Raw genomic sequence first — 23,110 nt, forward strand, 5'->3', positions numbered from 1 at the left:
AAAGCGGGATAAATAATCATGGTCAGTGTAAAAGAAAAAATAGCGTATGGCTTAGGCGACACCGCCAGTAATATTATTTTTCAAACAGTTATGATGTTTTTAATGCTGTACTACACAGACGTAGTGGGTTTATCACCCGCTGTTGTCGGTACTATGTTTTTAGCAGTACGTATTTTTGATGCCGTAACCGACCCATTAATGGGCAACCTTGCTGACAAAACACATACGCGCTGGGGGCACTTTCGCCCCTACCTACTTTGGCTTTCACTTCCTTTTGCCATTATTAGTATTTTAGCGTTTACTACGCCTAATTTAGAAGGCACCGATAAAATAGTTTACGCCTTTACTACTTACACACTCCTAATGGTGGCTTACACCGCTATCAATATTCCTTATTGTGCACTGGGCGGTGTACTTACAAGCGACGTAAAAGAGCGCGTGACTATTCAGTCTTACCGCTTTGTATTTGGTATGTTAGGCGGTGTAATAGTAGCGGGTTGTACTATGCCAATGGTTGAGTACTTTGGCCAAGGCGATGCAGCTAAGGGCTATCAATACACCATGACTGCAATGAGCATTTTAGGATTTGTACTGTTTTTACTTTGTTTTTTAGGCACAAAAGAGCGTATACAACAGCCAAAAGAGCAAAACATTCCTTTTACACAAAGTGTTAAAGCATTAATTAAAAACGATCAATGGCGAACGCTTTGCTTAGCTGCGTTCTTTTTACTTACCGGTCAAGTATTAAGGCTTACGCTTGCTGTTTACTACGTAAAATACTATTTAGGTCGAGACGATTTAATCACCCTCTTTATGACTCTAGGCGTTGCAGCAAGCATGCTAGGGTGTGCTTTAGCTCAACCGCTTGCAAAGCGCTTTTGTAAAATAAAAGCCTATATAAGCTTACAAGTTATTGCTGCCGCTATTTGCGGATTTAGCTACTTTATTAGTGAAGATCAATTAGTACTCGCATTTACAGCCTTTATTTTATGGAAATTCTTTTTAGATATGGCTACCCCACTGTTGTGGGCAAAAATGGCCGACACTATAGATTACGGGCATGAAAAAACTGGTGTACGCATTACCGGTTTAGTTTATTCAGGTGTCATATTTTTTATTAAAATGGGCGTGGCAGTAGGCGGCGCAATTGCAGGCTGGTTGTTATCTTTTTATAGCTATCAGGCTGATGTAGTACAAACTATTGATACTCAACACGGTATTTTGCTCTCATTTACTGTGTTACCTGCTTTTGGATCTTTATTTGTTGCCTACATAATGAAAAAATATACACTGACTAATCAGGTTGTTGAAAATATTCAATCTAAACTAACAACTAGGGTCTGTTGATCTTTCAAGGTTAAATTTGCAGCAGTCTGTTTGGTATTTAGGCAAGGCAGAGCCTATGTAGTGTGGTTATTCCCCATAAATGGGCGATAACGTAGCATTAATGCCAAACAGGCGCAGCCCAAAGGGTTCTTTCTAGGGGCTATTTACTCTTTGTTGCTCGGTTTTTACTTAGCCCACTAGGTTACAAACCTCGCGCCGCGATTAAATAGCCCCTAGTTTGAACAAATTTTAATCCACAAAGATCAACAGACCCTAGTTAAGGATAAGCGAGTGAACAAATAACATGGCAACAATTTATCAAGTCTCAGAGCTTGCGGGCGTATCGTTAGCCACCGTTTCTCGCGTGATGAACAAAAATACCCGTGTAAGCGATAAAACCAAAAAAAAAGTGCTTGATGCCATGGAGCAGCTTGGCTACAAGCCTAACTCAATAGCGCAATCTTTAGCCTCTAACTGTACTAACAGTGTCGGTATTTTAGTATCTGAGTTACATGGTCCTTTCTTTGCCCAAATGATGGCAGGTATTGAATCGGAGCTTCGAGCTGCGGGTAAACACGTTATTATTACCACCGGCCACAGTGAAGAAGACAAAGAACAAGAAGGCATTGAGTTTTTAATTAGCAGACGCTGCGATGCTATTATTTTGCACGTAGAAGCCGTTTCAGACGACTACCTAATAAAACTAAGTAAAGGCTCTACGCCCGTTTATTTAATGAGCCGTTACGTAGAGCAATTAAAAGATAACTGTATCAGCCTAGATAATCAATTAGGTGGCTACCTAGCCACTAAATCGATATTAAATCACGGCCATACACAAATAGCGTACATTGCAGGTCCGCAGTTTAAAGCCGATGCTTTTAACCGCTTAGAGGGTCATAAACAAGCACTCACAGAGGCTGGTATTAAATTTGATCCTGCGCTTTATTACATTGGGGACTTTAACGAAACCGGTGGTAGTAAAGGCTTAAAACATTTTATTGATGAAAAGCTCAGCTTTACTGCACTAGTGTGCGCCAATGACGAAATGGCGTCTGGTGCTATGAAATATGCTCGAGAGCACGGTTATAATTTACCAAACGATTTATCGATTGTTGGATTTGATAACGTTATTTTTGCAAACTATCTGTACCCTACACTCACGACCATAGATAATCCTGTCGGAAAAATGGGCGAAATGGCTGCTAAATTAGTGCTTAAAGATGTCTATCAAAATAAAAATCTTGTTATAAATCGCTTTTTTGAACCTACTTTAATGCAGCGCGATTCATCGGCACCACTTATTAAATAAAGACTAAAAGCGAATACTAATTTTGGTACAAAAAAGCGGCTAAATGCCGCTTTTGTATGTGAGCTACTTAACAATCCAAGGCGTTACTTTAATAACCTGCGATATATCGCCAAGTGATGCGGTATCATCTTCCCAGTTATCTTCAACTGCAAAATAACACACAGACTTTTCGCACGTTATGCTCTTATCATCAAATTGCATTGGGCTTTTAAATGTAACCGCCACGCCCTTTTGCTCTGGTAATAAAAACCACATTAATTTACTTACAAAAAAGCCCGACAAGTCAGTTAACAACTCATCAAGTTCTTCGTTAATGGTATATAACGACTGCTTTGAAAACGTTAAATCTTCAAGTTCGTTTGCTTCTATTTGAAGTTTTAATTGGCAATCATGATCTGGATTTTGTGGCTGCACCACAATAACAGCTTTATCTGTATCAAGTTGCTTATCGAACGGTAATAGTAATTGTGCTTTATCTGTAAAGTTAAGTGGGTACTCGTTCTTTTCAGTTAAAATAGTGCCGCTTTTAATGGCACACGCTTCGTTAGTTGCTATATCACTTATATAAAAATTAACTCGCGCATATTGAAAGTCGCCTTTGTTAACAACTTTTAATCGGTCATAAAAACCGTCATACGACATAACAAATTCTCTAGCATTAACATTAAATGCACTCATGCCCAGCAGCACTAACGCAATGGCGTTGGTGCAATTAAAAATGTATTTATTCATCAAAGTAGGCTCTATTTTGGCTAATCATCGTGTTTAGCTCTTCTATATACGCTTCACCGCGCTCAGAGTAAGACATTAAACCATGTGTAAGTTCAGTCGCTAAAATTGGTTTTTGCTCAAGACGTAAGTTTTCACGTATTGCGCGCAAATCTTTATAAGCAGGATGCGTATTTATGTTTTTAAAATAAGAGTTTATAGCAGCTCTTACCGATTTAAACGCAGCAACTTCGTGTGCAGCTTCAGTATTACGGCGTTTTGGTACCATGCCACAACCTTTTGTGTAACACCACTGACCAAAAAAGTTAAGGCCAATACGTGCAAAACGCGATGTGCCCCACGCAGATTCATTTGCAGCTTGCATAAGCGCTAATTCTTTAGGAATTATATCAACACGGCGTAGTGCTTGCGTAAGTATTAGCGTATCAATGCTGGTTGGTAAGCCGTACGACTTTAATATTGCTGCAATATCTTTGCTTTGCTTTTTTTCTAAAGGTAATTCGTTTTGTAGCATCATGCGTGCTATTTCAAGCTTAGCGCGTTGCTGTAATATTTTTTTGTTTTCGGCTTCAACGTGCGGACGAATAAAGCTAAAAAATGCATGTTTTTTTTCTTTAACATCACTAAATTCTGAAAACTTTGGCAGTTTTACATTATGTAATGGTTTTTCTTTTTTCTTCACTTTTTTTGGTTGTTCTGACGTTTGTTCATTTAGCTCAACATCATCATTTTGTATAAACGGATATGCAAGCGCCCATACAAAAAACACGGTTAGTAAAAGCTTAAAAATCGTTTTTAACATGTATTCTCTCTTTGAAACAACAACTATGCATGGTTAATACACAAGCATACGAAGGCGCATTATACCTAAGCCACTTTATAAACGCGAATAACTGGGGTTTGATGACCTTTTACGGTTGAATTTTCAGCAATGTATTTGGGTTTTAGATAAAACAGAGCCTATGTAATGCATTTGTTCATTCGCAATTTATAAGTCCATGGGTATACTGAGCAAAGTTTAATAATATTAACTATGTGTGAGTAAGCAGTATGGATAAACAATGGCAAAGCCGAATAATAGAGCAATATAAACATCGTCCTAACGATAACCGCTCGCCATGGCAGGTCGACCGTTCGCGTATTATTCATGCCGCAGCATTTAGGCGTTTGCAAGCTAAAACCCAAATTATGGGTATTGGCCTAAACGACTTTTACCGCACTCGCCTTACCCACTCTTTAGAAGTATCGCAAATTGGTACCGGCATATTGCGCCATTTAAAAGCGCAACATAGCGACTTTACGCACTTTCCATCAACTGGACTGCTCGAAACACTGTGTTTAGCGCACGATATTGGCCATCCACCCTTCGGCCACGGTGGCGAAATAGCGCTAAATTACATGATGCGCGATCACGGTGGTTTTGAAGGTAACGCACAAACACTGCGCATAGTTGCAAAACTTGAGCCCTACAGTAATGGCCACGGCATGAACCTAACTCGTCGTACTTTATTAGGTTTTATAAAATACCCCGCGTTTATTAATACGCTTTGGCATACCATTCCCGATGCCACAACCGGTCGTGCATTTATTAAAGCTGATGATTGGCGACCTGCCAAAGGGTTGTACAACGACGATGCAGCCATATTCAATTGGATAGTAGAACCACTGAGTCAAAACGATAAAACGTTGCTGGGTAACCATGCCGCTATTGATAAGTACCGCGCTAAAACAACGTATAAATCGCTCGATAGCGCAATAATGGAACATGCCGACGATATAGCATACGCCGTACACGACTTAGAAGATGCCATTGCAACCCATGTACTTACGCTAGACGATTGGCAAACTCATGCTCTACCTCATTTAAAAGCACTAAATTTTGACTGGTTAAACACCATGCTTGAGTCGCTCACGAAGCGTTTGTTTTCAAAAAATGATTATGAGCGAAAAGATGCCATAGGTGAGCTGGTTAATACCTTTATTATTCATATACATTTAGATATACAAAACGATGACTTTGAATGCCCTATTTTAAAGTACACCGCTAAATTAGATGCCCAATACGACAGTGTATTGCAAATACTTAAGCATTTTGTGTTTCAACGTTTAATACGCGACCCCGAAATGCAGCAAATAGAATTCAAAGGTCAAAACTTACTAATAGAGTTATTTACCGCGTTTGCTAGCGATCCGCTGCGTTTATTGCCCGAAACAACACAAGCACAATACATCGAAGCGCAAAAGCAAAACCAAGGTATGCGTATAATTTGCGATTATTTGAGCGGAATGACCGACGAATACGCTTATAAAACGTATCAACGATTGTTTTCACCTATGCAGTAGCTGAATGCTAACTGCTAACTGCTAACTGCTAACATTAAAAAGGCCGAGTAAATCAAATTTACTCGGCCTTTTTGCTCAGCTATTAAAGTTAGCTATTTAGTTAAAGCGCTTTTATAACGACTCTACGCCCATGTTGTATAACGTAAAACCAAATATATCAGCGTACTGCTCAATTGTTTTACTCGTTGGAGTACCTGCACCATGCCCCGCATTGGTTTCTATGCGAATAAGCGTTGGGTTATTACCTGTTTGCTTTGCTTGAAGCTCAGCGGCAAACTTAAACGAATGCGAAGGAACAACGCGGTCATCATGATCGCCGGTTGTAATCATAGTCGCTGGATACTCAACACCTGCTTTTACATTATGAAGTGGTGAATAACCTTTTATGTATTCAAACATTTCTTTGCTTTGCTCACTGGTGCCGTAGTCGTATGCCCAACCAGCACCCGCAGTAAATGTATGGTAGCGCAGCATATCAAGTACACCTACAGCAGGTAGAGCCACCTGAAATAAGTCTGGGCGCTGAGTCATTACTGCGCCAACTAACAAACCACCATTAGATCCACCGCGAAGTGCTAAACGCTTTTTAGACGTGTACTTTTTATCTTTTAAATACTCAGCAGCCGCAATAAAGTCGTCAAACACATTTTGCTTTTGCAATTTAGTGCCGGCATTGTGCCAGTCTTTACCGTACTCACCACCACCGCGAATATTAGCAACGGCGTACACACCACCTTGCTCAAGCCATACTGCATTAACGGGGCTAAAGCTTGGCGTTAAACTAATATTAAAACCACCGTAACCGTATAAAATAGTAGGGTTTGAACCATCAAGCTTAATGCCTGTTTTATAGGTAATTACCATCGGTATTTTAGTGCCGTCTTTTGATGTGTAAAACACTTGCTCAGACGTGTAATCATCACTATTAAAATCAATAGCCGACTTACGATAAACACCCGATTCACCCGTAGTTACATCAAACGTATAAGTAGTACCTGGTGTTTTGTAGTTAGTGAACGAATAATAAAGCGTTGTTTGATCTTTTTTACCGCTAAAACCACGTGCAGTACCCACGCCTGGTAATGTAATTTCGCGAATTAACTCACCTTTTTTGTTGTACTGTTTTACCTGCGAAATCGCATCAACCATGTAGTTGGCAAAAAAGGTATCGCCACCTTTTGTAAGATTTAGTACGTTTTTGGTTTCTGGAATTAAATCAACCCAATTTTCAGGGCTTGGGTTACTTGCATCAACCGTCACTACTTTCTTGTTTGGTGCATTAAGGTTAGTAACTAAAAACAGCATGCTGCCTTCGTTATCAATAACCGATGTATCTGAATCAGTATTTCCAACAACCGTTACAAACTCACTGTTTTCTTTTGTTAAATCTTTAATAAACAGCTTATTGCCTGACGTAGACGTACTTGCCGAAATAAGTAGGTAGCGGCCGTCATGAGTTACATCCGCGCCTACATAGCGATGTTTTTGCTCATCAGTTTCACCAAATACAACACTATCAGCAGATTGTGCAGTACCTAGCTTATGGTAATACGCTTTATGCTGATCTGTTTTAGCCGAAAGCTCACTGCCTTTAGGTTTTTCGTAACTTGAATAATAAAAACCTTCGTTGCCTAACCAATCAATGCCACTAAATTTAACGTCAACAAGCGCTTCTTCAACTTGCTCTTTAGTATGTGCATCAATAACTATAATTTTACGCCAATCGCTACCACCTTCAGATATTTGATACGCGAGCAATGAGCCATCTTTTGAAAACGATAAACCCGACATAGACGTCGTACCATCGTCACTAAACTTGTTTGGATCTAAAAATACTTCTACGTCGCCGCCATCTTTACTGCGATACAAAACATATTGATTTTGCAGGCCATCGTTTTTATAAAAATAGGTGTAATCGCCTTCAGTAAAAGGAGGACCTATTTTTTCGTAGTTCATTAGTTTTTCAAGGCGCTGCTTTAACTTATCGCGATAAGGTATTTGTTCTAAATAAGAAAACGTTAAATTGTTTTGCGTTTTAACCCAATCGGCAGTTTCATCGCTCATATCATCTTCAAGCCAACGATATGGGTCGCTAACGGCTTCTTCAAAGTAGGTATCTACGACATCGCCTTTTTTTGTTTCTGGGTATATAACTGCGTTAACTTGCTTCATAGGTGCTTTTACTTCTTCTTGAGTTACCGTATTAGTTGGCTCTGAACAGCCGCTAAGCGCTACAATTACAGCACATGCTAGAGTGTGTTTAAACATCCTGAGTTCCATTCTTATTTATTAATAGTGCGACTAAGTTATTAACTTTTAGCCCTTTTGTCTATTTAGATGCGTTAAGCGTCATTTATCGCTGTAAACAAATGTAAACTTACGCTTTAATAGCACGACCCTCATAAAATAAAAAACAATAAAAGAGCACACAATGCAAAGTACAAACCCCACATTTAAAAGCTTTAAAGCCTTCTATCCTTATTATTTAAAAGAGCACCGCAACGTGACTTGCCGTCGCTTACATTTTGTAGGAAGTACACTTGTTCTTGCTGTAATCGCAATAGCATTATTAAAACAACACTACAGTTTATTGTGGCTATTACCTGTTATTGGATATGGGTTTGCGTGGATCGGGCATTTCTTTTTTGAAAAAAACCGCCCAGCTACTTTTAAACACCCTTTTTACAGTTTGTGGGGAGATTGGGTAATATTTAAAGATATGCTTATTGGAAAAATTAAATTTTAACACTATTTTTAGCACTCTTTTTTATACCAATTACTTATAAAAACAAAATTGCTTCATGCTTTAAAGTATAGGTTCGATTAAGTAGTACATAATTTATAAACCACTCGTCAAATGTTAATTTAGTTAACATTTAATGGGTGTATTTTTATTTTATATTTTTAAAAATATTTATAGCTCAACAGTTGTTTATTGCCAGCCCAATAAAAATGGCTTCTTACTTGTAATTAGTCATACCCGCCAAGCTCATCTTACCAGTTAATTAAATGTTAAACTTAATTTTTAAATATAATTCATTATCCATCAATTACTTAGCAATTACCTTCCTATATAACTAAAACAATGGCGATTATAAAAAACAATCAAATGTAATTATAAAAACACCTAAATTAATTGAATGTTATTCAATTGACTGGCTTTGTTAATTAAGTATATGTTCAAGGTAACAAAAAAGTTTATACCAATCCGCTTAATTAAGTGATCTATTTTGAGGACGGAAAAACGTGTTGATAGCTAGGCAAAAAATTCGCTATTTAGTTGCTCTAAATGAGAATTTTTTAACGCAGGTAACGGCACGTTTAGCCCCTAAAAATGATTAAGTATTATTGCGGGTTGGTATTAATCTTTTTGTACAAAAATAAAATAATTCAATGGGTATGGGGAAATACAGCATGAATAGAAAACCGTTATTTAAATTACAGCAATCAGTACCACAAATATTACTCGCAATGAGCGCATCAGCTGCACTAGTTGGTTCGCTCTCAGTAAATGCTGTAGAGCAAGAAACCAAAGCAGAAGAAAACATCGAACAAATAAGCGTAATTGGCTCTCGCCGATTAGGCCGTACAGTAGAAGACAGCGCAGTACCCATCGATATAATTGGTGCAGATGCACTTAAAAATTCAGGCTTTACTGAAACGAATGCCCTGCTCAGCAGTTTATTACCTAGCTTTAACTTTCCGCAAGCATCACTTACTGATGGCAGCGACCATGTTCGCCCTGCTCAACTTCGTGGTTTAGCACCTGATCACACTTTAGTGCTTGTTAATGGTAAGCGTCGCCATAGCAATGCATTACTTAACTTAAATGGCTCAACGGGTCGTGGTTCATCATCAGTTGATTTAAATGCTATTCCAGCAAATGCTATCGACCGCATTGAAGTATTACGTGATGGTGCAGCAGCCCAATATGGCTCTGATGCTATAGCCGGTGTTATTAATATTGTGCTTAAAAGTGCCAGCAGCGGTGGCTCAGTGGCGGCTATATATGGTGCTAACGTAACCGAAATGGACGGTGTACCACAGCTTGAGTCTGTATCTGAAGGCAGTGATGGTAATTTAGCCTTTACCGAAGGGGGCGATCGCTCTTTAACAGACGGCCAAACACTAACGCTGCAAGGTAATATGGGTTTTGAACTTGGCGATAATGGCTTTTTAAACATTTCAACAGAATACCGCGACCGCCATTCAACTAACCGCTCTGACTACGATAACCGTGAAAACTACGCACGATTAGATGATGGCTCTCTCGACCCACGTGAACTTACCGTAAATCGATATAACCATAACTTTGGTAATGGCGATGTAGAAGACTTTTCAGTGTTTTATAACGCGGGGTATCAATTAACAAACGAAGTAGATTTATATTCGTTTGGCTCTTACAGCAAACGCGAAGGCGAAGGCGGCGGTTTTTATCGCCGTGCAAGCGATAGCCGTAATATAGAAGAAGTTTATCCTGATGGCTTTTTGCCTGTTATCACCTCAGACATAGATGACTTTTCACTGGCACTTGGCGCTAAAGGTTTTGTAAGTGAATGGAATTACGATGTATCGGCCGTATATGGTCAAGATGCATTTGAGTTTGGTGTAATAAATAGCTTGAATACCTCATACGGCCCGACTAGCCAAACAAGCTTTGATGCAGGAACACTTACCTACGATCAACTTACTTTAAACGTTGATTTTAGCCGCGAAGTAGACGTCAGCTTTTTAGAAAGCTCGGTAAGTGTAGCTGTAGGTGCTGAGTATCGCCGCGAAGGATACCAAATAGATGCAGGCGAAGAAGCTTCATATGCACAAGGGTCATTTGGCCCAGGCGGCGAAGTAACCGACCCAGTTGATGGCCCATTTGGCGCAGCGGGCGCACAAGTATTCCCAGGGTTTACACCCGAGTCTGAGGGCGACAATAGCCGCCATAACGTGAGCTTGTATATAGACCTTGAAACCTACCTAACCGACGATTGGAATTTAGCGGTTGCCGCCCGTTATGAAGATTACTCAGACTTTGGCGATACACTTAACGGTAAAGTTGCGACTCGTTATTCATTAACTGAAGACTTAGCGCTGCGCGCCTCTGTATCAACTGGCTTTAGAGCACCCTCTTTGCAGCAACAATACTTTACCTCAGTGGCCACTGTATTTGTTGATGGCGAACCAACCGAAACAGGTACGTTCGCACCAAGCAGCGATGTAGCAAAAGCACTGGGCTCACCTGGTCTTGATGCTGAAGAAGCTACTAACTACGGCGTTGGTTTTACATGGTCTACCGACTTTAATTTCAGCTTATCGGTTGATTACTACCAAATATTAATTGATGACCGCATTGTGTTATCAAACAACTTATCGGGCGATGCTATTGCCGATTTACTTCAAGGCACAGGCGCTAACCAAGGTCGTTTCTTCTTAAATGCAATTGACAGTAAGACCCGTGGTGTGGATGTGGTTGCCTCATATAATGTAGCAACTGATGGTTATGGCGATTTAGCCTTTAACCTAGGTTACAACTACGGTAAAAATGAAGTAACAAATATTATCGACCCACCAGCAGAGCTTCAAGGTGCAGGGTTTGATCAAGACAACTTGTTCTCAGGCACTGAGCTACGTCGTTTTGAAGTAAGCACACCGCGTAATAAGTACAACTTAAGCGCAACATGGACTAACGACGACATACGTACCACGCTTAGAACAACACGTTACGGCGAAACTCAAGACCCTTCAGATATCCCAGAACGTAACGAAGTGCTTAAGCCTAAATGGATAACCGACTTGGATGTCGCCTACTCGCTTAGCGAAAACTTATCGCTGAGCTTAGGGGCTAATAACATTTTTGATGTTTATCCAGATGCAACCCGTGAAAATGTTGACGATGTAACCACCTTCTCACGTTTATTTGCTTACTCTAGCTTCTCGCCGTATGGATTTAACGGACGCTACGTGTACGGTAAAATAGAAATGAAGTTCTAATAAGCAAAGCTTAAAGTAACCAAACACACAAAAGCCACCGATTGGGTGGCTTTTTAATGCGAGTTGCTGATAAATCTATAATTAGATTTTAGTTAACCAGCCGTGTTTGTCTTCACTTTTACCCCATTGAATATCGTTCAATGCTTGGCGAAGGCGCGCAGTAGTTGGGCCTGGCTCGCCAGTACCTACTTTGTATTCTTTGTCGTTATGAATAAACGTACCCACAGCAGTTAGTACAGCTGCAGTGCCCGAAAGCGCCGCTTCAGTACCTGGTTTAGCAGCACGCTCTAATAACTCAGTAACGCTAAAGTTACGCTCGCTTACCGTCATACCTAAATCTTTGGCTATGGTTAAAATACTATTACGCGTTACACCATGTAAAAACGTGCTATCGAGCGCTTTAGTAATAATTTCGTTGCCATCAATAAGTATAAAGTTAGCAGCACCGGTTTCTTGTACGTCGCCACCTGGGCAAAATAAAATTTGGTCTGCCTGATACTTAGTTCGTGCAGCACTAATAGGTGCTAGAGCACTGGCGTAGTTACCACCACTTTTTACCATTCCCATGTGCGGGGCGCAGCGCATGCCATCTTCTTCAAGCAGCACGCGCAGTGCAGTTGCACCACCGGCAAAGTAATCACCTACTGGCGATAGTAACGTGTACAAAAGCGAGCTCATTGATGGCGCTGCTGCTTTACCAATTGCCGCCTCAGTACCAATGTGCGTTGGGCGAATATACATAGAGCCCGGCGGTAAAGGCGTTTCATCTGCGTATTCGCGCATAATATCGATAATCATCGTTTTTAGCATATCGCTGTCAAAACTCGGTAAGCTTAATAGCGCTGAGCTTTGTTGCATGCGTGCAATGTTTGCATCCATTCTAAAAAGATAAACAGAACCATCTTCATGGCGAAAGGCTTTTAAGCCTTCAAAACATGTACTTGAATAATGAAGAACGTGCGCACCAGCATGAAGTTCAAGTTTATCGGAAGGGACAATTGAGCTTTCGCTCCATTTATTATCAGAAAAACGAGCTTGAATCATCTGCGGCATAAACACGGTACCAAATGCGGCCATTTTAATCTCTCTTGTGTGGTCTATTTTCCTCCATTGTATGACAATCACACGCTATTTAACCATAGCTAAAGTAAGGCTTTTTTAATTTACTATGAGAAATTTTTGCAAGTGCTGTTTACTAATTAACCGCACGGGGTGCTATAAACAAAAAAATCGGCTAATGCAGTTACACTAGCCAATTCTTAAAGGTAAATAATTTACTTGAACGAATATCTAATAATACGTTTTAACACTGAGGTATACTGTTTAAAAAAGTTACCTGTATGGTAATCAATACCGTGTTTTTTCAAAACGGCTTGTACTTGAGGTGCAACTTCTTGATAGCGCGAAGACGGCATATCAGGAAATAAGTGATGCTCTATTTGGCAGCTCAAATGCCCCGTTAAAACATGAAACCAATGCGACCCTTTAATATTAGACGAGCCCAGTACTTGGCGATAATACCACTGCCCTTGCGTTTCGTTTACGCAGTCTTCTTGCTTAAAAGTTTGCGTTTCTTCAGTAAAGTGACCACAAAATATTATGGTCGACGTCCATAAATTACGGATTAAGTTTGCCACTAAATTACCCGCAAATACCCATAAAAATAAAGGCCCTGCAAGTAACGGAAATATCGCATAATCTTTAATTAACTGGCGAGCGCCTTTACTAAAAAAGCGTTGCTTTAATGTAGAGTGTGATACAAGCCCTTCGCGGTTTTCTTTCTTTTTACCAATAAAAACACGCTCTGCAGCTAGCTCGTGATACGACACACCCCACTGAAATAACACACTTAAATTAATATACGTAAAAAACTGCCATACATTTTTAAAGCGCCACTTAAAATCATCGCTTAAACGCAACAAGCCATAACCAAAGTCTCTGTCTTTACCAATAATATTAGTATAAGTATGGTGCTCAAAGTTATGAACGCGGTGCCAACTTTGTCCATCGCACGCTATGTCCCATTCATAATGCTGTGAGTTAAGTTGCTTGTCGTTCATCCAATCGTATTGACCATGCATTACATTGTGGCCAATTTCCATATTGTCTAAAATTTTAGCAAGTGCTAATAACAACACGCCTGCAACCCATAATAATGGCTGAATAAAACCAAGCATTAGCAAAATTCGCCCGCTCCATTCACACACTCGCTGTTTGCGTACAACAGAGCGAATATAGTCAGCATCTTGTTGGCCAACTTTGCCAAGGGTGTCCATTTTAATGGCATCTAGCTCGTTTGCGAGCATGTCGTAGTTAATGTTTTTCATAATTGTAACTCCAAATCACTAACAGGTTGGCTTACGCAAAGTTGTATTAATTGCTCGCCGTTGTCACTCAATTCACCTGTTTTTAAATTACGTACCACGCCTGACTTTTTAATACATTGGCATTGATGGCAAATACCAATACCGCAACCGCGTTTAACGGGTAGCTTTTTTTCTTCAAACTGAGTCAGTAAAACATCGTTGCCCGATATAACATGGGCACTGGCGTTAATTTTTACATTAAATTGGCTGTCGTCGTTTAAGCTAGGCAACGCTAAACCAAAGGCTTCTTGGTAGTAATTTAGCTTATGCGTTTTAGCAAAATCGCTCACCGTTTGCATAAATGCTGCAGGGCCACAGCAGTAAATATCTGGGTTTTCCCACGGCTTAATATTGCTGGTTATATCGCTTGATTGCTCACGCGTTAATAATAAAAACGAAAAATGCTCAAATTGCGCTGCCAACTCACTTAGCTCATCAACACATTGATGCTCAGTGGCTTTTGCGTAATACACCAACGACACTTTTTGCGTAGTTTGGCTTAAGTAATTATCAAGCATAGGTGTTATACCCGAGCCGCCTGCAATAAAAGTGACTGGCGTGTGTGTATTTTTGAATACAAAGTCGCCACTTGGCGCAGAAATATTACACCACAAACCCGCTTTTAATGCGCTGCTGAGTAAGCCAGTAAAGCGCCCTTGCGCATTTGTTTTGATTAGTAAGCGCACTAAACCTGTATTTTTAAATTGCTGAGCGCTTGAAGCCACGGTAAAAACGCGTGTTAATAATCGCCCATTAATTTCAACCGTTAAACTTATATGCTGCCCTGACGTATGCGCCTGCCATTGTTTGCTTGGCTTAAGTAGCACACTTACAAAACCGCCATCAAGCACAGCTGTACTAACTACTTGCGCCCTAAACTGCCCTGCACGCCACGTAGGTTTAAACACCTGCATTACGGGCTCTATGTAGCCTGCAAAACTTTGATGGTGTAAAAACCATTTTGAAAATTGGTTTAATACTTGAGTCATCATGGTTAAATCTCTATCAAATCTTAATTACTTTGAACTTACACGTGTACGCTCAAATTTTAAGTTTTCAACCCCAATAGAGTAATTATTCAATTTTTATTAGCGCAATTTGCTTAAACAATTTCTGTTAGGAGATAATTTTAAAATATGTAAGTGTGCATTTTTCATTCAACTCAACACTTAACAAATTTATTTATGCCATGATAAGGTTATGTAAGATTGGATTAATTTTGGAAGCCATAATGATAAATTTAATGTCACATAACACACTCCATAAACTAATAAATACGGGCTTAGCCGTTGCTATATTTGCTACTAACGCACCCGCGCATGCAAAAAGCGATTACGTAAAAAACTATAAACAGCTCGATACTTTATCGCTTAGCGTTAACGCAGTAACAGCGGCAGAAGGTGTGGTTATACCATGGGCTATTGAGCCTTTAGCTAATGGTGATTTATTGATATCTGAGCGCAGTGGAGCGTTATTTTTATTACCTAAAAATACCACTAAATTAACTAAGGTCTCTGGGCTTCCTGACATTGACGCTAATGGCCAAGGTGGATTGCTTGATTTAGCACTACACACCGATAGTAAGCAAAACCAATGGCTGTACTTTAGTTACTCAAGTAGTGAAGGCAAAGGAAGCGGAAGTAACACCGCCTTAATGCGCGCCAAGCTAAATAGCGATCATACGCAGTTGTCTGATCAGCAATTGCTATACAAAGGCGAGCATAATAGTACCAAAGGCCAGCACTACGGCAGCCGTATTGTGTTTGATGATGAAGGTTATGTTTATTTTTCAATTGGCGATCGCGGCTCGCGCGACATAAACCCGCAAGATCTCACTCGTGATGGCGGTAAAATTTATCGCTTACACGAAAATGGTAATATCCCAAGTGATAATCCGTTTGTTAAACAAAAAGATGCAAAACATGCAGCATGGTCTTATGGACATCGTAACCCACAAGGCATGTGGTTTAATAATCAAAACAATATTTTATGGTCTCACGAGCACGGACCACGCGGCGGCGATGAACTTAATATAATAAAAAAAGGCGCTAACTACGGATGGCCTTTAGTAAGCTATGGCGTTAACTACAGCGGTACCAAGTTTACCGACCTTAAAGAAAAAGACGGCATGCAATCGCCCGTATTACATTGGACCCCTTCAATTGCCCCTTCCGATATGTTGTATGTAACGAGTGATAAATACCCAAAGCTTAAAGGTAAGCTATTACTAGCATCAATGAAATTTGCATTCATTAGCGCACTAGAGCTCTCAAAAGGTAAGGTTGTTAAGCAATATAAAATACTCGATGGAATTGGCAGAGTACGCAGCTTAGCCCAAGGCAGTGATGGTTTTATTTATTTAGGTATTGATGGGCAAGGTATTAAACGCCTAGAGCCAGAAACGTAAGCATTAGAACCAGAACTAGCACACAGTACGTTAATAATTACACCCTGTTTACTCTGCGCTTTAAAAGCGCAAAGTAAACATTTTCACCAAACAAAGAACTATTAAGCCCATTAATGCGTACACTAACTACATATAATTTAATAAATTAAGAGAATGCTAATGTTTTCATTTTTAAAGCCTGATCCCGTAAAAAAACTGCGTAAAGAATACGACGTAAAACTAGAGCAAGGCATGCAGGCACAAAGAAAAGGCGACATTAAAAGCTTCGCTATGTTAAGTGCAGAAGCAGAAAAAATCTGGAGTGAAATAGAAACTCTAGAGGCTAAAAAAGCCAAATAATACCAATCGTGTTAAGTTATTAGACATTTATAGCGACGGATAAATAAAGTGATAACAAGGCATAAATTTCGACATGTAGTTGTTCTACATGAGAAATTTATAACGCCGTTAACGCTGTATTTAGCACGCTAGAAAAGCTAAATATTTAAGTCGATTGGTATCAGTATACTTAAACTCGTCTGCCCTGTTTTAAAAGTAGGTAGATGCGTTTAGTAAATAATTAATGACCTCGTTTTTACAGCCTCAACCATCCTTAAACCAACTTTTATAATACGCCTACACAAATAAGCGTACTTAAAGCGGTTGCTTACGTTATCGCAGCCATTTTTTACTGGCTGTTAAATGATTTACAAGGTTGGCATCTTACGATTTATTGGTATATCAGCGTCGGAAACAGCAATCCTTACAACAGAGCGAACGAGTTAGCGGGCGAGCCTGCTGAATAGAATCAATGAGTTAACCTGCTGAATTGCTAAGGCTAGTAGCGGCTATGCGAGTGAAAAATATCATTGCTTAGCTGTTAAATATTAGGTTTAATAGAGACATAATAAACGCTGAGTAACGCAGGGATAGCTTAGATACGATATACACGTCAATGAAATTGGCTAGATATCGTTAGGCCATAAAAAGCAAATTCCCATAGCATAAACAATACCAACGCGAACACACCGAGCAGGTAGCGCCTCAGTCCAACAAGCGATTATGCAACACAAACTGCGTATTGCATAAATACTAAAGTGTTAAGTGTTTCTCAACAATGGAGTTGTAAATGAGCAAGTATTATCCCCCAACCTACGAGCAAGAACAGTTCCATTGTTTGCATTGTAGTGTTTATGCAAAACAACATTGGTCAAGTTTGTATAACCATAAATACAATCGAGCTCTAGGAACAGACTTTACTTGCAGTACTTGTTCTCACTGTAACAAGGAGTGTTTTTGGTATAACGAAATTATGATTGTACCTTCGTCTGCTCCTGTCCCACCGCCTCACTTAGATTTACCTGATTCATGTATAGATGATTACAATGAGGCTAGAGATATTGTTGCTAGGTCGCCGCGAGCATCTGCAGCTCTTTTAAGACTCGCTATTCAAAAGCTATTATCTGAGTTAGGTGAAAAAGGTAAAAATATTAACGAAGATATAGGCTCGTTGGTATCAAAAGGATTGCCCGTGGAAGTACAGCAAGCATTAGATTATTGTCGAGTTGTTGGGAATAATGCCGTGCATCCAGGGGAAATAGAAATAAGCGATAAACCAGATATTGCACATAGCCTATTTGAAATGATTAACTTCATTGTAGAAGTGAGGATCTCTCAACCTAAAAAAATAGCCGATTTGTATAATGTTCTTCCTGCTGGAGCGCTAAAGGCAGTAGAAAAACGTGATGGTGTCAAAAACACTTAACAAGCACTTTAAACGGAACAAAAACAGTTGTCTATCGTTCGTTCCTCACAAGGTTATAACCAACAATTCTGTCCGCTTAAGCGGGCGTTGAGGCTGTAGAATTACTCTTTTTTAAGAAAAACAGCTTGTTTTATAGGTTCCAAATGCATTTCCTAATGCTTTAAAAACACTTAGAGTTAATTACAGGAACTCATTTTTAATTGAATTTGGCTGTTGGAGTTATTCTACAACCTCGTTATGCGTATAGGGAATTACTGTGTCTTTCGATAATATTATATTTTTATTTAGTACCTGTTTCATTGTATGGATTATTTCTTATCTATTAAGGCCTTTTTTACCTGATAAATACAATGAAGTTGTTCTAGAGATTGGGCATAGGTTTCTTCTGTTATTAATTTCCATACCAACTGTAGTTAGAAATACGTGGGTTTTTAGTTCTTCGATTATGTACTACTTAGGCATGTTTTCGATATTAGGTTTATTTTTAATTGGTTTGTTTATGTTTCTTTATACATTGCTTTTACAATTTGGTATTCAGTACTCTGAATTTGAACCTATTTATAAAGTGCTGGTTATAGTTGCTGAAAATAAAGCTGCATGGGCAGGAGCTACAATTGTAATAGCAACTACTGTCGCAGTTGGTCACATGTGGAACTTACGTATTAATTCAGCAAAATTTGATGAAGAAATGAAAAAATTTAAAAGAGAAGAACAAGAAGCATTTGAAAAAAAGAGAGAAAACATTAGTAAAAAAGAGTTTAACTCTATATATCCAGGCTAATACTCAAACGAACGCTAAATAGTTGGCTAGCTTCGTTCCTCGAAATTATTTTCGCGCCGCTCAGTAAGGCGCTATAAGCAAAAAGGTGTGTTACTTGAAATATCGTTTAACAATTAATGCCGCAGGTCGATCTCCTGTTTTAGAAATAGACGAAGAAAAGTTTAACTCTATTGTGACCGCGCTTAATCAATTATCTGCTGCAATGGCGATTGAAGAAAAATATGAGTTGTTAATCGGTAATTATTTAGACCTTGAAAAAGAAGTTCTTAATGTGACAGCGGAAGATATTCTTTATAGCTCCTCGGAATATTCTGGGTTTTTCGATATTAGATTGGCCTGTAATAAGCGAATTGTAAACTTATTAACATCAACGAAATTATATATTGATCAAATTCAACAGCATACTAAGATCTGCGTACCTGATTCTTCTAGTAAAGTTAAAGCCTTCTTTTCTAAAGAATACGATGAAAATTTTGAATATAGGTTTATGGAAGCACTTCGTAATTATGTGCAACATAGAGGTCTAGCCGTACATGCTACAAAGCATGGTTCTCGTTGGTTACCTCCTGAAGAAAATCGCTTAATGGAATGCGGTACTAAAATTTTCTCGCATAAAAGTGAACTTGAAAATGATAAAGCTTTTAAAAAAGCAGTCGTAAATGAGATGAATGGTAATGTTGAGTTGATTAGTACAACAAGAAAGTATGTTGAATCGATTAATTATGTTCATATTCAGATAAGAGGTTTAATTGAGGAGAGTGTTAAAAACTCAAGAGAGCTGATTGAAGGTGTCATATCAAGCTATGAAGATTCAAATAATGGGCATAGTCTTGGGTTATGTGCGACTGCTTATGAATCAGGAGAACCGATTGATACAATAATTAAAAGGGTGCAGGTGTTTCTTGATTGGGATAATGTTCGCATTAAGTTGGAATCAAAAAATCGTAAGCTAACGAACCTATCTAGGCGCTATGTGACAGGAAATTGCTTATAACAACAATATTCGCCCCCGTTTATTAGACCTCACGATTATTTTTATCATACACATTCTCAGGATTTATTTGCATTAGTAGTGCGGGGTTATCTATTGGCTTAAATCCGTATTGCGCATAAAGCCCGTGGGCATCCGATGTCGCTAATAAAAAGCGCCTGAGCCCTTGCAGCTCAGGGTGCTCTACTATCGTTTTAATAAGTAATTTACTCAGCCCATTACCTTGCAAGTGCGGGGCAATAAATACATCTGCTAAATAGGCAAAGGTTGCTTTATCGGTAACCACTCGGGCAAATCCAACTTGCTGGTTATGATCGCTGTAAACACCAAAGCACATTGAGTTATAAATAACGTTAAAGTTGAGTTTGCTTTTGTCTGTGCTAATTGAGTAGTTACTAATGTTTGCGCTCATAAGTTAATAGTCTTTTTTACCAATGCTTTTATAAGCGTTTATATAACTTTTTCTATAAATAATCTTTAACGTTTTTTAGCTGTTTGTCGTGTACTTTTGAAAGTACTAACAATGAGCAAATAGCCCCAAATAACGCCAGTCCCATATCTGATTGGGTATCCCACACGTAACCTTGCGTGCCTAAAAACGCTTCTGCGTTTTCGCCGCTTAACACTGCAACCCACCACTCTATTAATTCGTAAAAGGCGCTAAATGCTAAACATACCGAAATAACAAAGGTGATTAACCAGCCTCGACCATTTACTACTTTTTTGCGCAGTAAAATTTCGCGTGCTAGTAGTGCAGGTACAAACCCTTGAAAAAAGTGCCCTACTTTGTCGTAGTTATTACGCTCGCTACCAAATAGGTTATCGAACAAAGGGACTTCGGCGTAGGTGTAATGCCCGCCAATCATCAGCACTATGCAATGCGCTAAAATAAATGTATACAAAATAGGGGTAAGTTTAAAGTGGCTATAGGTACTTGCTAGCAGCACTAAACCAATAATTGCGGGGATAACTTCAAGCAGCCATGTAAATTGATCTTTTGGGTTAATACCAGACCAAATTAATACAATAAAAAACAGGCTCAGCCATAAATACTTCATTTAGAATCCTTTTCTAATTTGATCAAATCTACGGCATTTTACGCCTTTGAAATAAACGACGCTACCTATAGTTTATTTTTGCGCTTAGCCTATTAAACAAAGTAGGAAAAAAGCGCTTAATTGTGGGCGCCCAACCACTTAAACCTTTACCAATAATCACTTCGTCTTTTTTATCGCTAATGGCACGAATCATTTTTGAAGCCGCTACGCTTACATCCATGCCATTTTCTATCGACTCTTCTGGTTTATTTTGCGCTATGCCTTGCTCGTTTAGTGAGTTATGTGCAATCGCTGTTTTAATAGAGCCTGGGCAAATTGTTAAACAATGAATATTATGTTGTGCTACTTCTGCACGTAGGCAATCCATAAAGCCAACAACCGCATATTTAGAACCCGAATAACCCGTTCTAAATTTTGAACCTACTTTACCCGCCACACTACTAATAGACACAATTGAGCCACTGCGCCTTGCCACCATAGTAGGCAATATAGCTTTAGTAAGTGCAATTAAGCCAAAGTAATTAACCTCCATTAATTGGCGATACACGTTAAAGTCGTTTTCTAAAAATAAGCTACGCTGCGATACCCCGCCGTTATTAATTAAAATATCAATTGCAGGAAGCTTGCTCATTTGCGCAGTTATTGTGCTCAGTACCTGCTCTGGCTGGGCTAAGTCCAGCGGTACAACCAAGTGCCCCACGCCTTTAAGGGTTGCTTTTAAATCGTTTAGTTTATCTACATTGCGCGCCGATAAAATTACGCGCGCTCCAAGCTCGGAAAATTGTATAGCAAGCTCTTTACCAATACCTGATGATGCGCCGGTGATCCACACGGTTTTATTATTATATTGCATGCGTTATCTGCCTTTTATTGTTATTTATTAGGTTTTATTAAAGTACTTAGTAATGTATTTTACGCTTTTGTAGGGCCTGCTATTGCGTTTACTTCATCTTCTAATGTTTTGTAAAAACCCATTAAAAATAGTAGCTCAACGGTTACGTACAAAGGGCCAATAATTAAACCAATTAGGTCATCTACAAACGCCGGTTTTTTACCTTCGTAATAGTGCCCAATAAACTGCAATACCCAGCCAAATACAAACACAACTACGCCAATACTCAACCAAGGCCAAAACGCCATTGCCGCAATAGGCTGAGCACCAACAAGGAGTAAAGTGAATATCACGGCCATAATAAAGCCAAGCGAAAAGCTCAGCATAAAATAATAAACAACCGACGCTAATACAAAAAGTTGTGCACCATCAATTACTATACTACCAAGGGGTATTTGAATGCGCGCTAGTAAACACAACGCTGCAAATACAATGAGCGGAATACCAATAAAGTGCGTTAGTACATTACGCTTAGAACGATGATACAAACCATATTTACCAAGTTGCTGTTGAAGTGTTTTCATTGTTTTGCCTTTATTTTTATATACCTAGATTCAAATTGTAAGTGCATAACTTGTTTTGGCTAGATTAAGTGGTCAGTTGCTCATAAGCTAACTACTTTTTCTCCGGCAAGAGATTTTACAATGAGACATTACAAACAACTGACCTATGCGCAAAGCTGCCAGATCGCCGTTCTAAAGAAAAGCGGTTTTACGCAACAAAGTAGTGCTGAGCTAACTAATTTATCGCAATCTACGATTTCAAGAGAGCTTTCTAGAAATACAGGTAAGCGAGGTTACAGACACAAACAAGCTCATGAGCGGGCTTTGTTTCGCCGAAGAAGTGCAAGAAAACCGCTTAAGATGACACCTGAAATGATAGCTTTAATTACCCAGAAGCTTAATGAGAAGTGGAGTCCTGAACAAATAACGGGATGGTTACGCAAAGAAAGTGAACAGTCTGTCAGCCATGAATGCATTTATCTGTATATCTGGGAAGATAAAAAAGCAGGTGGTGATTTATACCTACATCTGCGCCGACACGGTAAGAAATATCACAGGCGCAGTCATGGTAAAACAAACCGAGGGCAAATAAAAAATCGCGTTAGCATTGAAGAGCGCCCACAAATAGTTGATGAGAAAGGCCGTATCGGAGATTGGGAAATAGATACCGTCATAG

At 39.2% G+C, this 23,110-nt stretch carries 21 protein-coding genes; 11 read left to right on the top strand and 10 right to left on the bottom strand.

Annotated elements, in window-relative coordinates:
* Nucleotides 1–18: 18 nt before the first annotated feature.
* Nucleotides 19–1,347, top strand: coding sequence for a glycoside-pentoside-hexuronide (GPH):cation symporter (locus I6F10_RS15660; RefSeq protein WP_165744353.1), 1,329 nt, complete (start codon nt 19–21; stop codon nt 1,345–1,347).
* Nucleotides 1,348–1,630: 283 nt separating this feature from the next.
* Nucleotides 1,631–2,635, top strand: coding sequence for a LacI family DNA-binding transcriptional regulator (locus I6F10_RS15665; RefSeq protein WP_165744354.1), 1,005 nt, complete (start codon nt 1,631–1,633; stop codon nt 2,633–2,635).
* Between the two features lie 63 nt (nt 2,636–2,698).
* Here I6F10_RS15665 and I6F10_RS15670 read toward each other — a convergent pair whose 3' ends face one another.
* Nucleotides 2,699–3,367, bottom strand: a complete 669-nt coding sequence (locus tag I6F10_RS15670) for a DUF2987 domain-containing protein (RefSeq protein ID WP_442960863.1) — start codon at nt 3,365–3,367, stop codon at nt 2,699–2,701.
* Nucleotides 3,360–4,166, bottom strand: coding sequence for a glucosaminidase domain-containing protein (locus I6F10_RS15675; RefSeq protein ID WP_165744355.1), 807 nt, complete (start codon nt 4,164–4,166; stop codon nt 3,360–3,362). The genes I6F10_RS15670 and I6F10_RS15675 overlap by 8 nt, the downstream gene beginning before the upstream one ends.
* A 248-nt stretch (nt 4,167–4,414) precedes the next feature.
* Between I6F10_RS15675 and I6F10_RS15680 the strand changes: the two genes are divergently transcribed.
* Nucleotides 4,415–5,707, top strand: a complete 1,293-nt coding sequence (locus tag I6F10_RS15680) for an anti-phage deoxyguanosine triphosphatase (protein ID WP_165744356.1) — start codon at nt 4,415–4,417, stop codon at nt 5,705–5,707.
* Between the two features lie 111 nt (nt 5,708–5,818).
* Here the strand turns inward: I6F10_RS15680 and I6F10_RS15685 are convergent, their stop codons facing one another.
* Nucleotides 5,819–7,975: a prolyl oligopeptidase family serine peptidase gene (locus I6F10_RS15685; protein WP_165744357.1), complete on the bottom strand. Its 2,157-nt coding sequence runs from the start codon at nt 7,973–7,975 to the stop codon at nt 5,819–5,821.
* A 163-nt stretch (nt 7,976–8,138) separates the two neighbouring features.
* On the opposite strand from I6F10_RS15685, the gene I6F10_RS15690 reads away from it, so the two are divergent.
* Entirely contained in the window at nt 8,139–8,453 is a 315-nt protein-coding gene (locus tag I6F10_RS15690; RefSeq protein WP_165744358.1) for a DUF962 domain-containing protein, read from the top strand.
* 668 nt (nt 8,454–9,121) lie between these two features.
* Nucleotides 9,122–11,692 carry a TonB-dependent receptor plug domain-containing protein gene (locus I6F10_RS15695; protein WP_165744359.1) on the top strand — a complete coding sequence of 857 codons (2,571 nt, stop codon included), beginning with the start codon at nt 9,122–9,124 and terminating at the stop codon, nt 11,690–11,692.
* An 81-nt stretch (nt 11,693–11,773) separates the two neighbouring features.
* Here I6F10_RS15695 and I6F10_RS15700 read toward each other — a convergent pair whose 3' ends face one another.
* The 3 genes from I6F10_RS15700 to I6F10_RS15710 all read right to left on the bottom strand — a co-directional run bounded on the left by I6F10_RS15700 (nt 11,774) and on the right by I6F10_RS15710 (nt 15,050).
* Nucleotides 11,774–12,775, bottom strand: coding sequence for a branched-chain amino acid aminotransferase (locus tag I6F10_RS15700; RefSeq protein WP_257983256.1), 1,002 nt, complete (start codon nt 12,773–12,775; stop codon nt 11,774–11,776).
* 191 nt (nt 12,776–12,966) lie between these two features.
* The gene (locus I6F10_RS15705; protein ID WP_197099105.1) at nt 12,967–14,019 is read right to left on the bottom strand and encodes a fatty acid desaturase family protein; all 1,053 of its coding nucleotides are present in this window, start codon (nt 14,017–14,019) and stop codon (nt 12,967–12,969) included.
* Nucleotides 14,016–15,050: a flavin reductase family protein gene (locus tag I6F10_RS15710; RefSeq protein ID WP_165744361.1), complete on the bottom strand. Its 1,035-nt coding sequence runs from the start codon at nt 15,048–15,050 to the stop codon at nt 14,016–14,018. The genes I6F10_RS15705 and I6F10_RS15710 overlap by 4 nt, the downstream gene beginning before the upstream one ends.
* 239 nt (nt 15,051–15,289) lie before the next feature.
* Between I6F10_RS15710 and I6F10_RS15715 the strand changes: the two genes are divergently transcribed.
* The 5 genes from I6F10_RS15715 to I6F10_RS15735 all read left to right on the top strand — a co-directional run bounded on the left by I6F10_RS15715 (nt 15,290) and on the right by I6F10_RS15735 (nt 19,984).
* On the top strand, nt 15,290–16,465 hold the full coding sequence (locus I6F10_RS15715; RefSeq protein WP_197099106.1) for a PQQ-dependent sugar dehydrogenase: 1,176 nt from the start codon (nt 15,290–15,292) through the stop codon (nt 16,463–16,465).
* A 159-nt stretch (nt 16,466–16,624) separates the two neighbouring features.
* A complete protein-coding gene (locus I6F10_RS15720) occupies nt 16,625–16,804 on the top strand; it encodes a DUF6435 family protein (RefSeq protein ID WP_007375469.1) in 180 nt (59 codons plus the stop codon).
* Between the two features lie 769 nt (nt 16,805–17,573).
* Nucleotides 17,574–18,209, top strand: coding sequence for a DUF4145 domain-containing protein (locus tag I6F10_RS15725; RefSeq protein WP_165744363.1), 636 nt, complete (start codon nt 17,574–17,576; stop codon nt 18,207–18,209).
* A 256-nt stretch (nt 18,210–18,465) separates the two neighbouring features.
* Nucleotides 18,466–18,990 (top strand): hypothetical protein, encoded by a 525-nt coding sequence (locus I6F10_RS15730; RefSeq protein WP_165744364.1) that lies wholly within the window; start codon nt 18,466–18,468, stop codon nt 18,988–18,990.
* An 85-nt stretch (nt 18,991–19,075) separates the two neighbouring features.
* Complete coding sequence (locus tag I6F10_RS15735; RefSeq protein ID WP_442960864.1) at nt 19,076–19,984, top strand: hypothetical protein; 909 nt, start codon at nt 19,076–19,078, stop codon at nt 19,982–19,984.
* A 22-nt stretch (nt 19,985–20,006) separates the two neighbouring features.
* Here I6F10_RS15735 and I6F10_RS15740 read toward each other — a convergent pair whose 3' ends face one another.
* From I6F10_RS15740 to I6F10_RS15755, 4 genes are all read right to left on the bottom strand, one after another.
* Nucleotides 20,007–20,393, bottom strand: coding sequence for a GNAT family N-acetyltransferase (locus I6F10_RS15740; RefSeq protein WP_165742826.1), 387 nt, complete (start codon nt 20,391–20,393; stop codon nt 20,007–20,009).
* 52 nt (nt 20,394–20,445) lie between these two features.
* On the bottom strand, nt 20,446–21,039 hold the full coding sequence (locus I6F10_RS15745) for a DUF2238 domain-containing protein (RefSeq protein WP_149604942.1): 594 nt from the start codon (nt 21,037–21,039) through the stop codon (nt 20,446–20,448).
* 61 nt (nt 21,040–21,100) lie between these two features.
* Entirely contained in the window at nt 21,101–21,892 is a 792-nt protein-coding gene (locus I6F10_RS15750) for an SDR family oxidoreductase (protein ID WP_197099108.1), read from the bottom strand.
* A 59-nt stretch (nt 21,893–21,951) separates the two neighbouring features.
* Nucleotides 21,952–22,455, bottom strand: a complete 504-nt coding sequence (locus I6F10_RS15755) for an Mpo1 family 2-hydroxy fatty acid dioxygenase (protein WP_197099109.1) — start codon at nt 22,453–22,455, stop codon at nt 21,952–21,954.
* A gap of 120 nt (nt 22,456–22,575) precedes the next feature.
* Between I6F10_RS15755 and I6F10_RS15760 the strand changes: the two genes are divergently transcribed.
* Nucleotides 22,576–23,110: IS30 family transposase (locus I6F10_RS15760; RefSeq protein ID WP_197099110.1), on the top strand; the 535-nt coding region annotated here is incomplete at its 3' end.

The organism is Pseudoalteromonas sp. SWYJZ98 (assembly GCF_015864495.1).
Lineage (GTDB): Bacteria > Pseudomonadota > Gammaproteobacteria > Enterobacterales > Alteromonadaceae > Pseudoalteromonas > Pseudoalteromonas distincta.

What these genes read in the sequence shown, in the direction of transcription:
- I6F10_RS15660 (WP_165744353.1), top strand. Translation starts at nt 19, where the DNA reads ATGGTCAGTGTAAAAGAAAAAATAGCGTATGGCTTAGGCGACACCGCC.
- I6F10_RS15665 (WP_165744354.1), top strand. Translation starts at nt 1,631, where the DNA reads ATGGCAACAATTTATCAAGTCTCAGAGCTTGCGGGCGTATCGTTAGCC.
- I6F10_RS15670 (WP_442960863.1), bottom strand. Translation starts at nt 3,367, where the DNA reads ATGAATAAATACATTTTTAATTGCACCAACGCCATTGCGTTAGTGCTG.
- I6F10_RS15675 (WP_165744355.1), bottom strand. Translation starts at nt 4,166, where the DNA reads ATGTTAAAAACGATTTTTAAGCTTTTACTAACCGTGTTTTTTGTATGG.
- I6F10_RS15680 (WP_165744356.1), top strand. Translation starts at nt 4,415, where the DNA reads ATGGATAAACAATGGCAAAGCCGAATAATAGAGCAATATAAACATCGT.
- I6F10_RS15685 (WP_165744357.1), bottom strand. Translation starts at nt 7,975, where the DNA reads ATGTTTAAACACACTCTAGCATGTGCTGTAATTGTAGCGCTTAGCGGC.
- I6F10_RS15690 (WP_165744358.1), top strand. Translation starts at nt 8,139, where the DNA reads ATGCAAAGTACAAACCCCACATTTAAAAGCTTTAAAGCCTTCTATCCT.
- I6F10_RS15695 (WP_165744359.1), top strand. Translation starts at nt 9,122, where the DNA reads ATGAATAGAAAACCGTTATTTAAATTACAGCAATCAGTACCACAAATA.
- I6F10_RS15705 (WP_197099105.1), bottom strand. Translation starts at nt 14,019, where the DNA reads ATGAAAAACATTAACTACGACATGCTCGCAAACGAGCTAGATGCCATT.
- I6F10_RS15710 (WP_165744361.1), bottom strand. Translation starts at nt 15,050, where the DNA reads ATGATGACTCAAGTATTAAACCAATTTTCAAAATGGTTTTTACACCAT.
- I6F10_RS15715 (WP_197099106.1), top strand. Translation starts at nt 15,290, where the DNA reads ATGATAAATTTAATGTCACATAACACACTCCATAAACTAATAAATACG.
- I6F10_RS15720 (WP_007375469.1), top strand. Translation starts at nt 16,625, where the DNA reads ATGTTTTCATTTTTAAAGCCTGATCCCGTAAAAAAACTGCGTAAAGAA.
- I6F10_RS15725 (WP_165744363.1), top strand. Translation starts at nt 17,574, where the DNA reads ATGAGCAAGTATTATCCCCCAACCTACGAGCAAGAACAGTTCCATTGT.
- I6F10_RS15740 (WP_165742826.1), bottom strand. Translation starts at nt 20,393, where the DNA reads ATGAGCGCAAACATTAGTAACTACTCAATTAGCACAGACAAAAGCAAA.
- I6F10_RS15745 (WP_149604942.1), bottom strand. Translation starts at nt 21,039, where the DNA reads ATGAAGTATTTATGGCTGAGCCTGTTTTTTATTGTATTAATTTGGTCT.
- I6F10_RS15750 (WP_197099108.1), bottom strand. Translation starts at nt 21,892, where the DNA reads ATGCAATATAATAATAAAACCGTGTGGATCACCGGCGCATCATCAGGT.
- I6F10_RS15755 (WP_197099109.1), bottom strand. Translation starts at nt 22,455, where the DNA reads ATGAAAACACTTCAACAGCAACTTGGTAAATATGGTTTGTATCATCGT.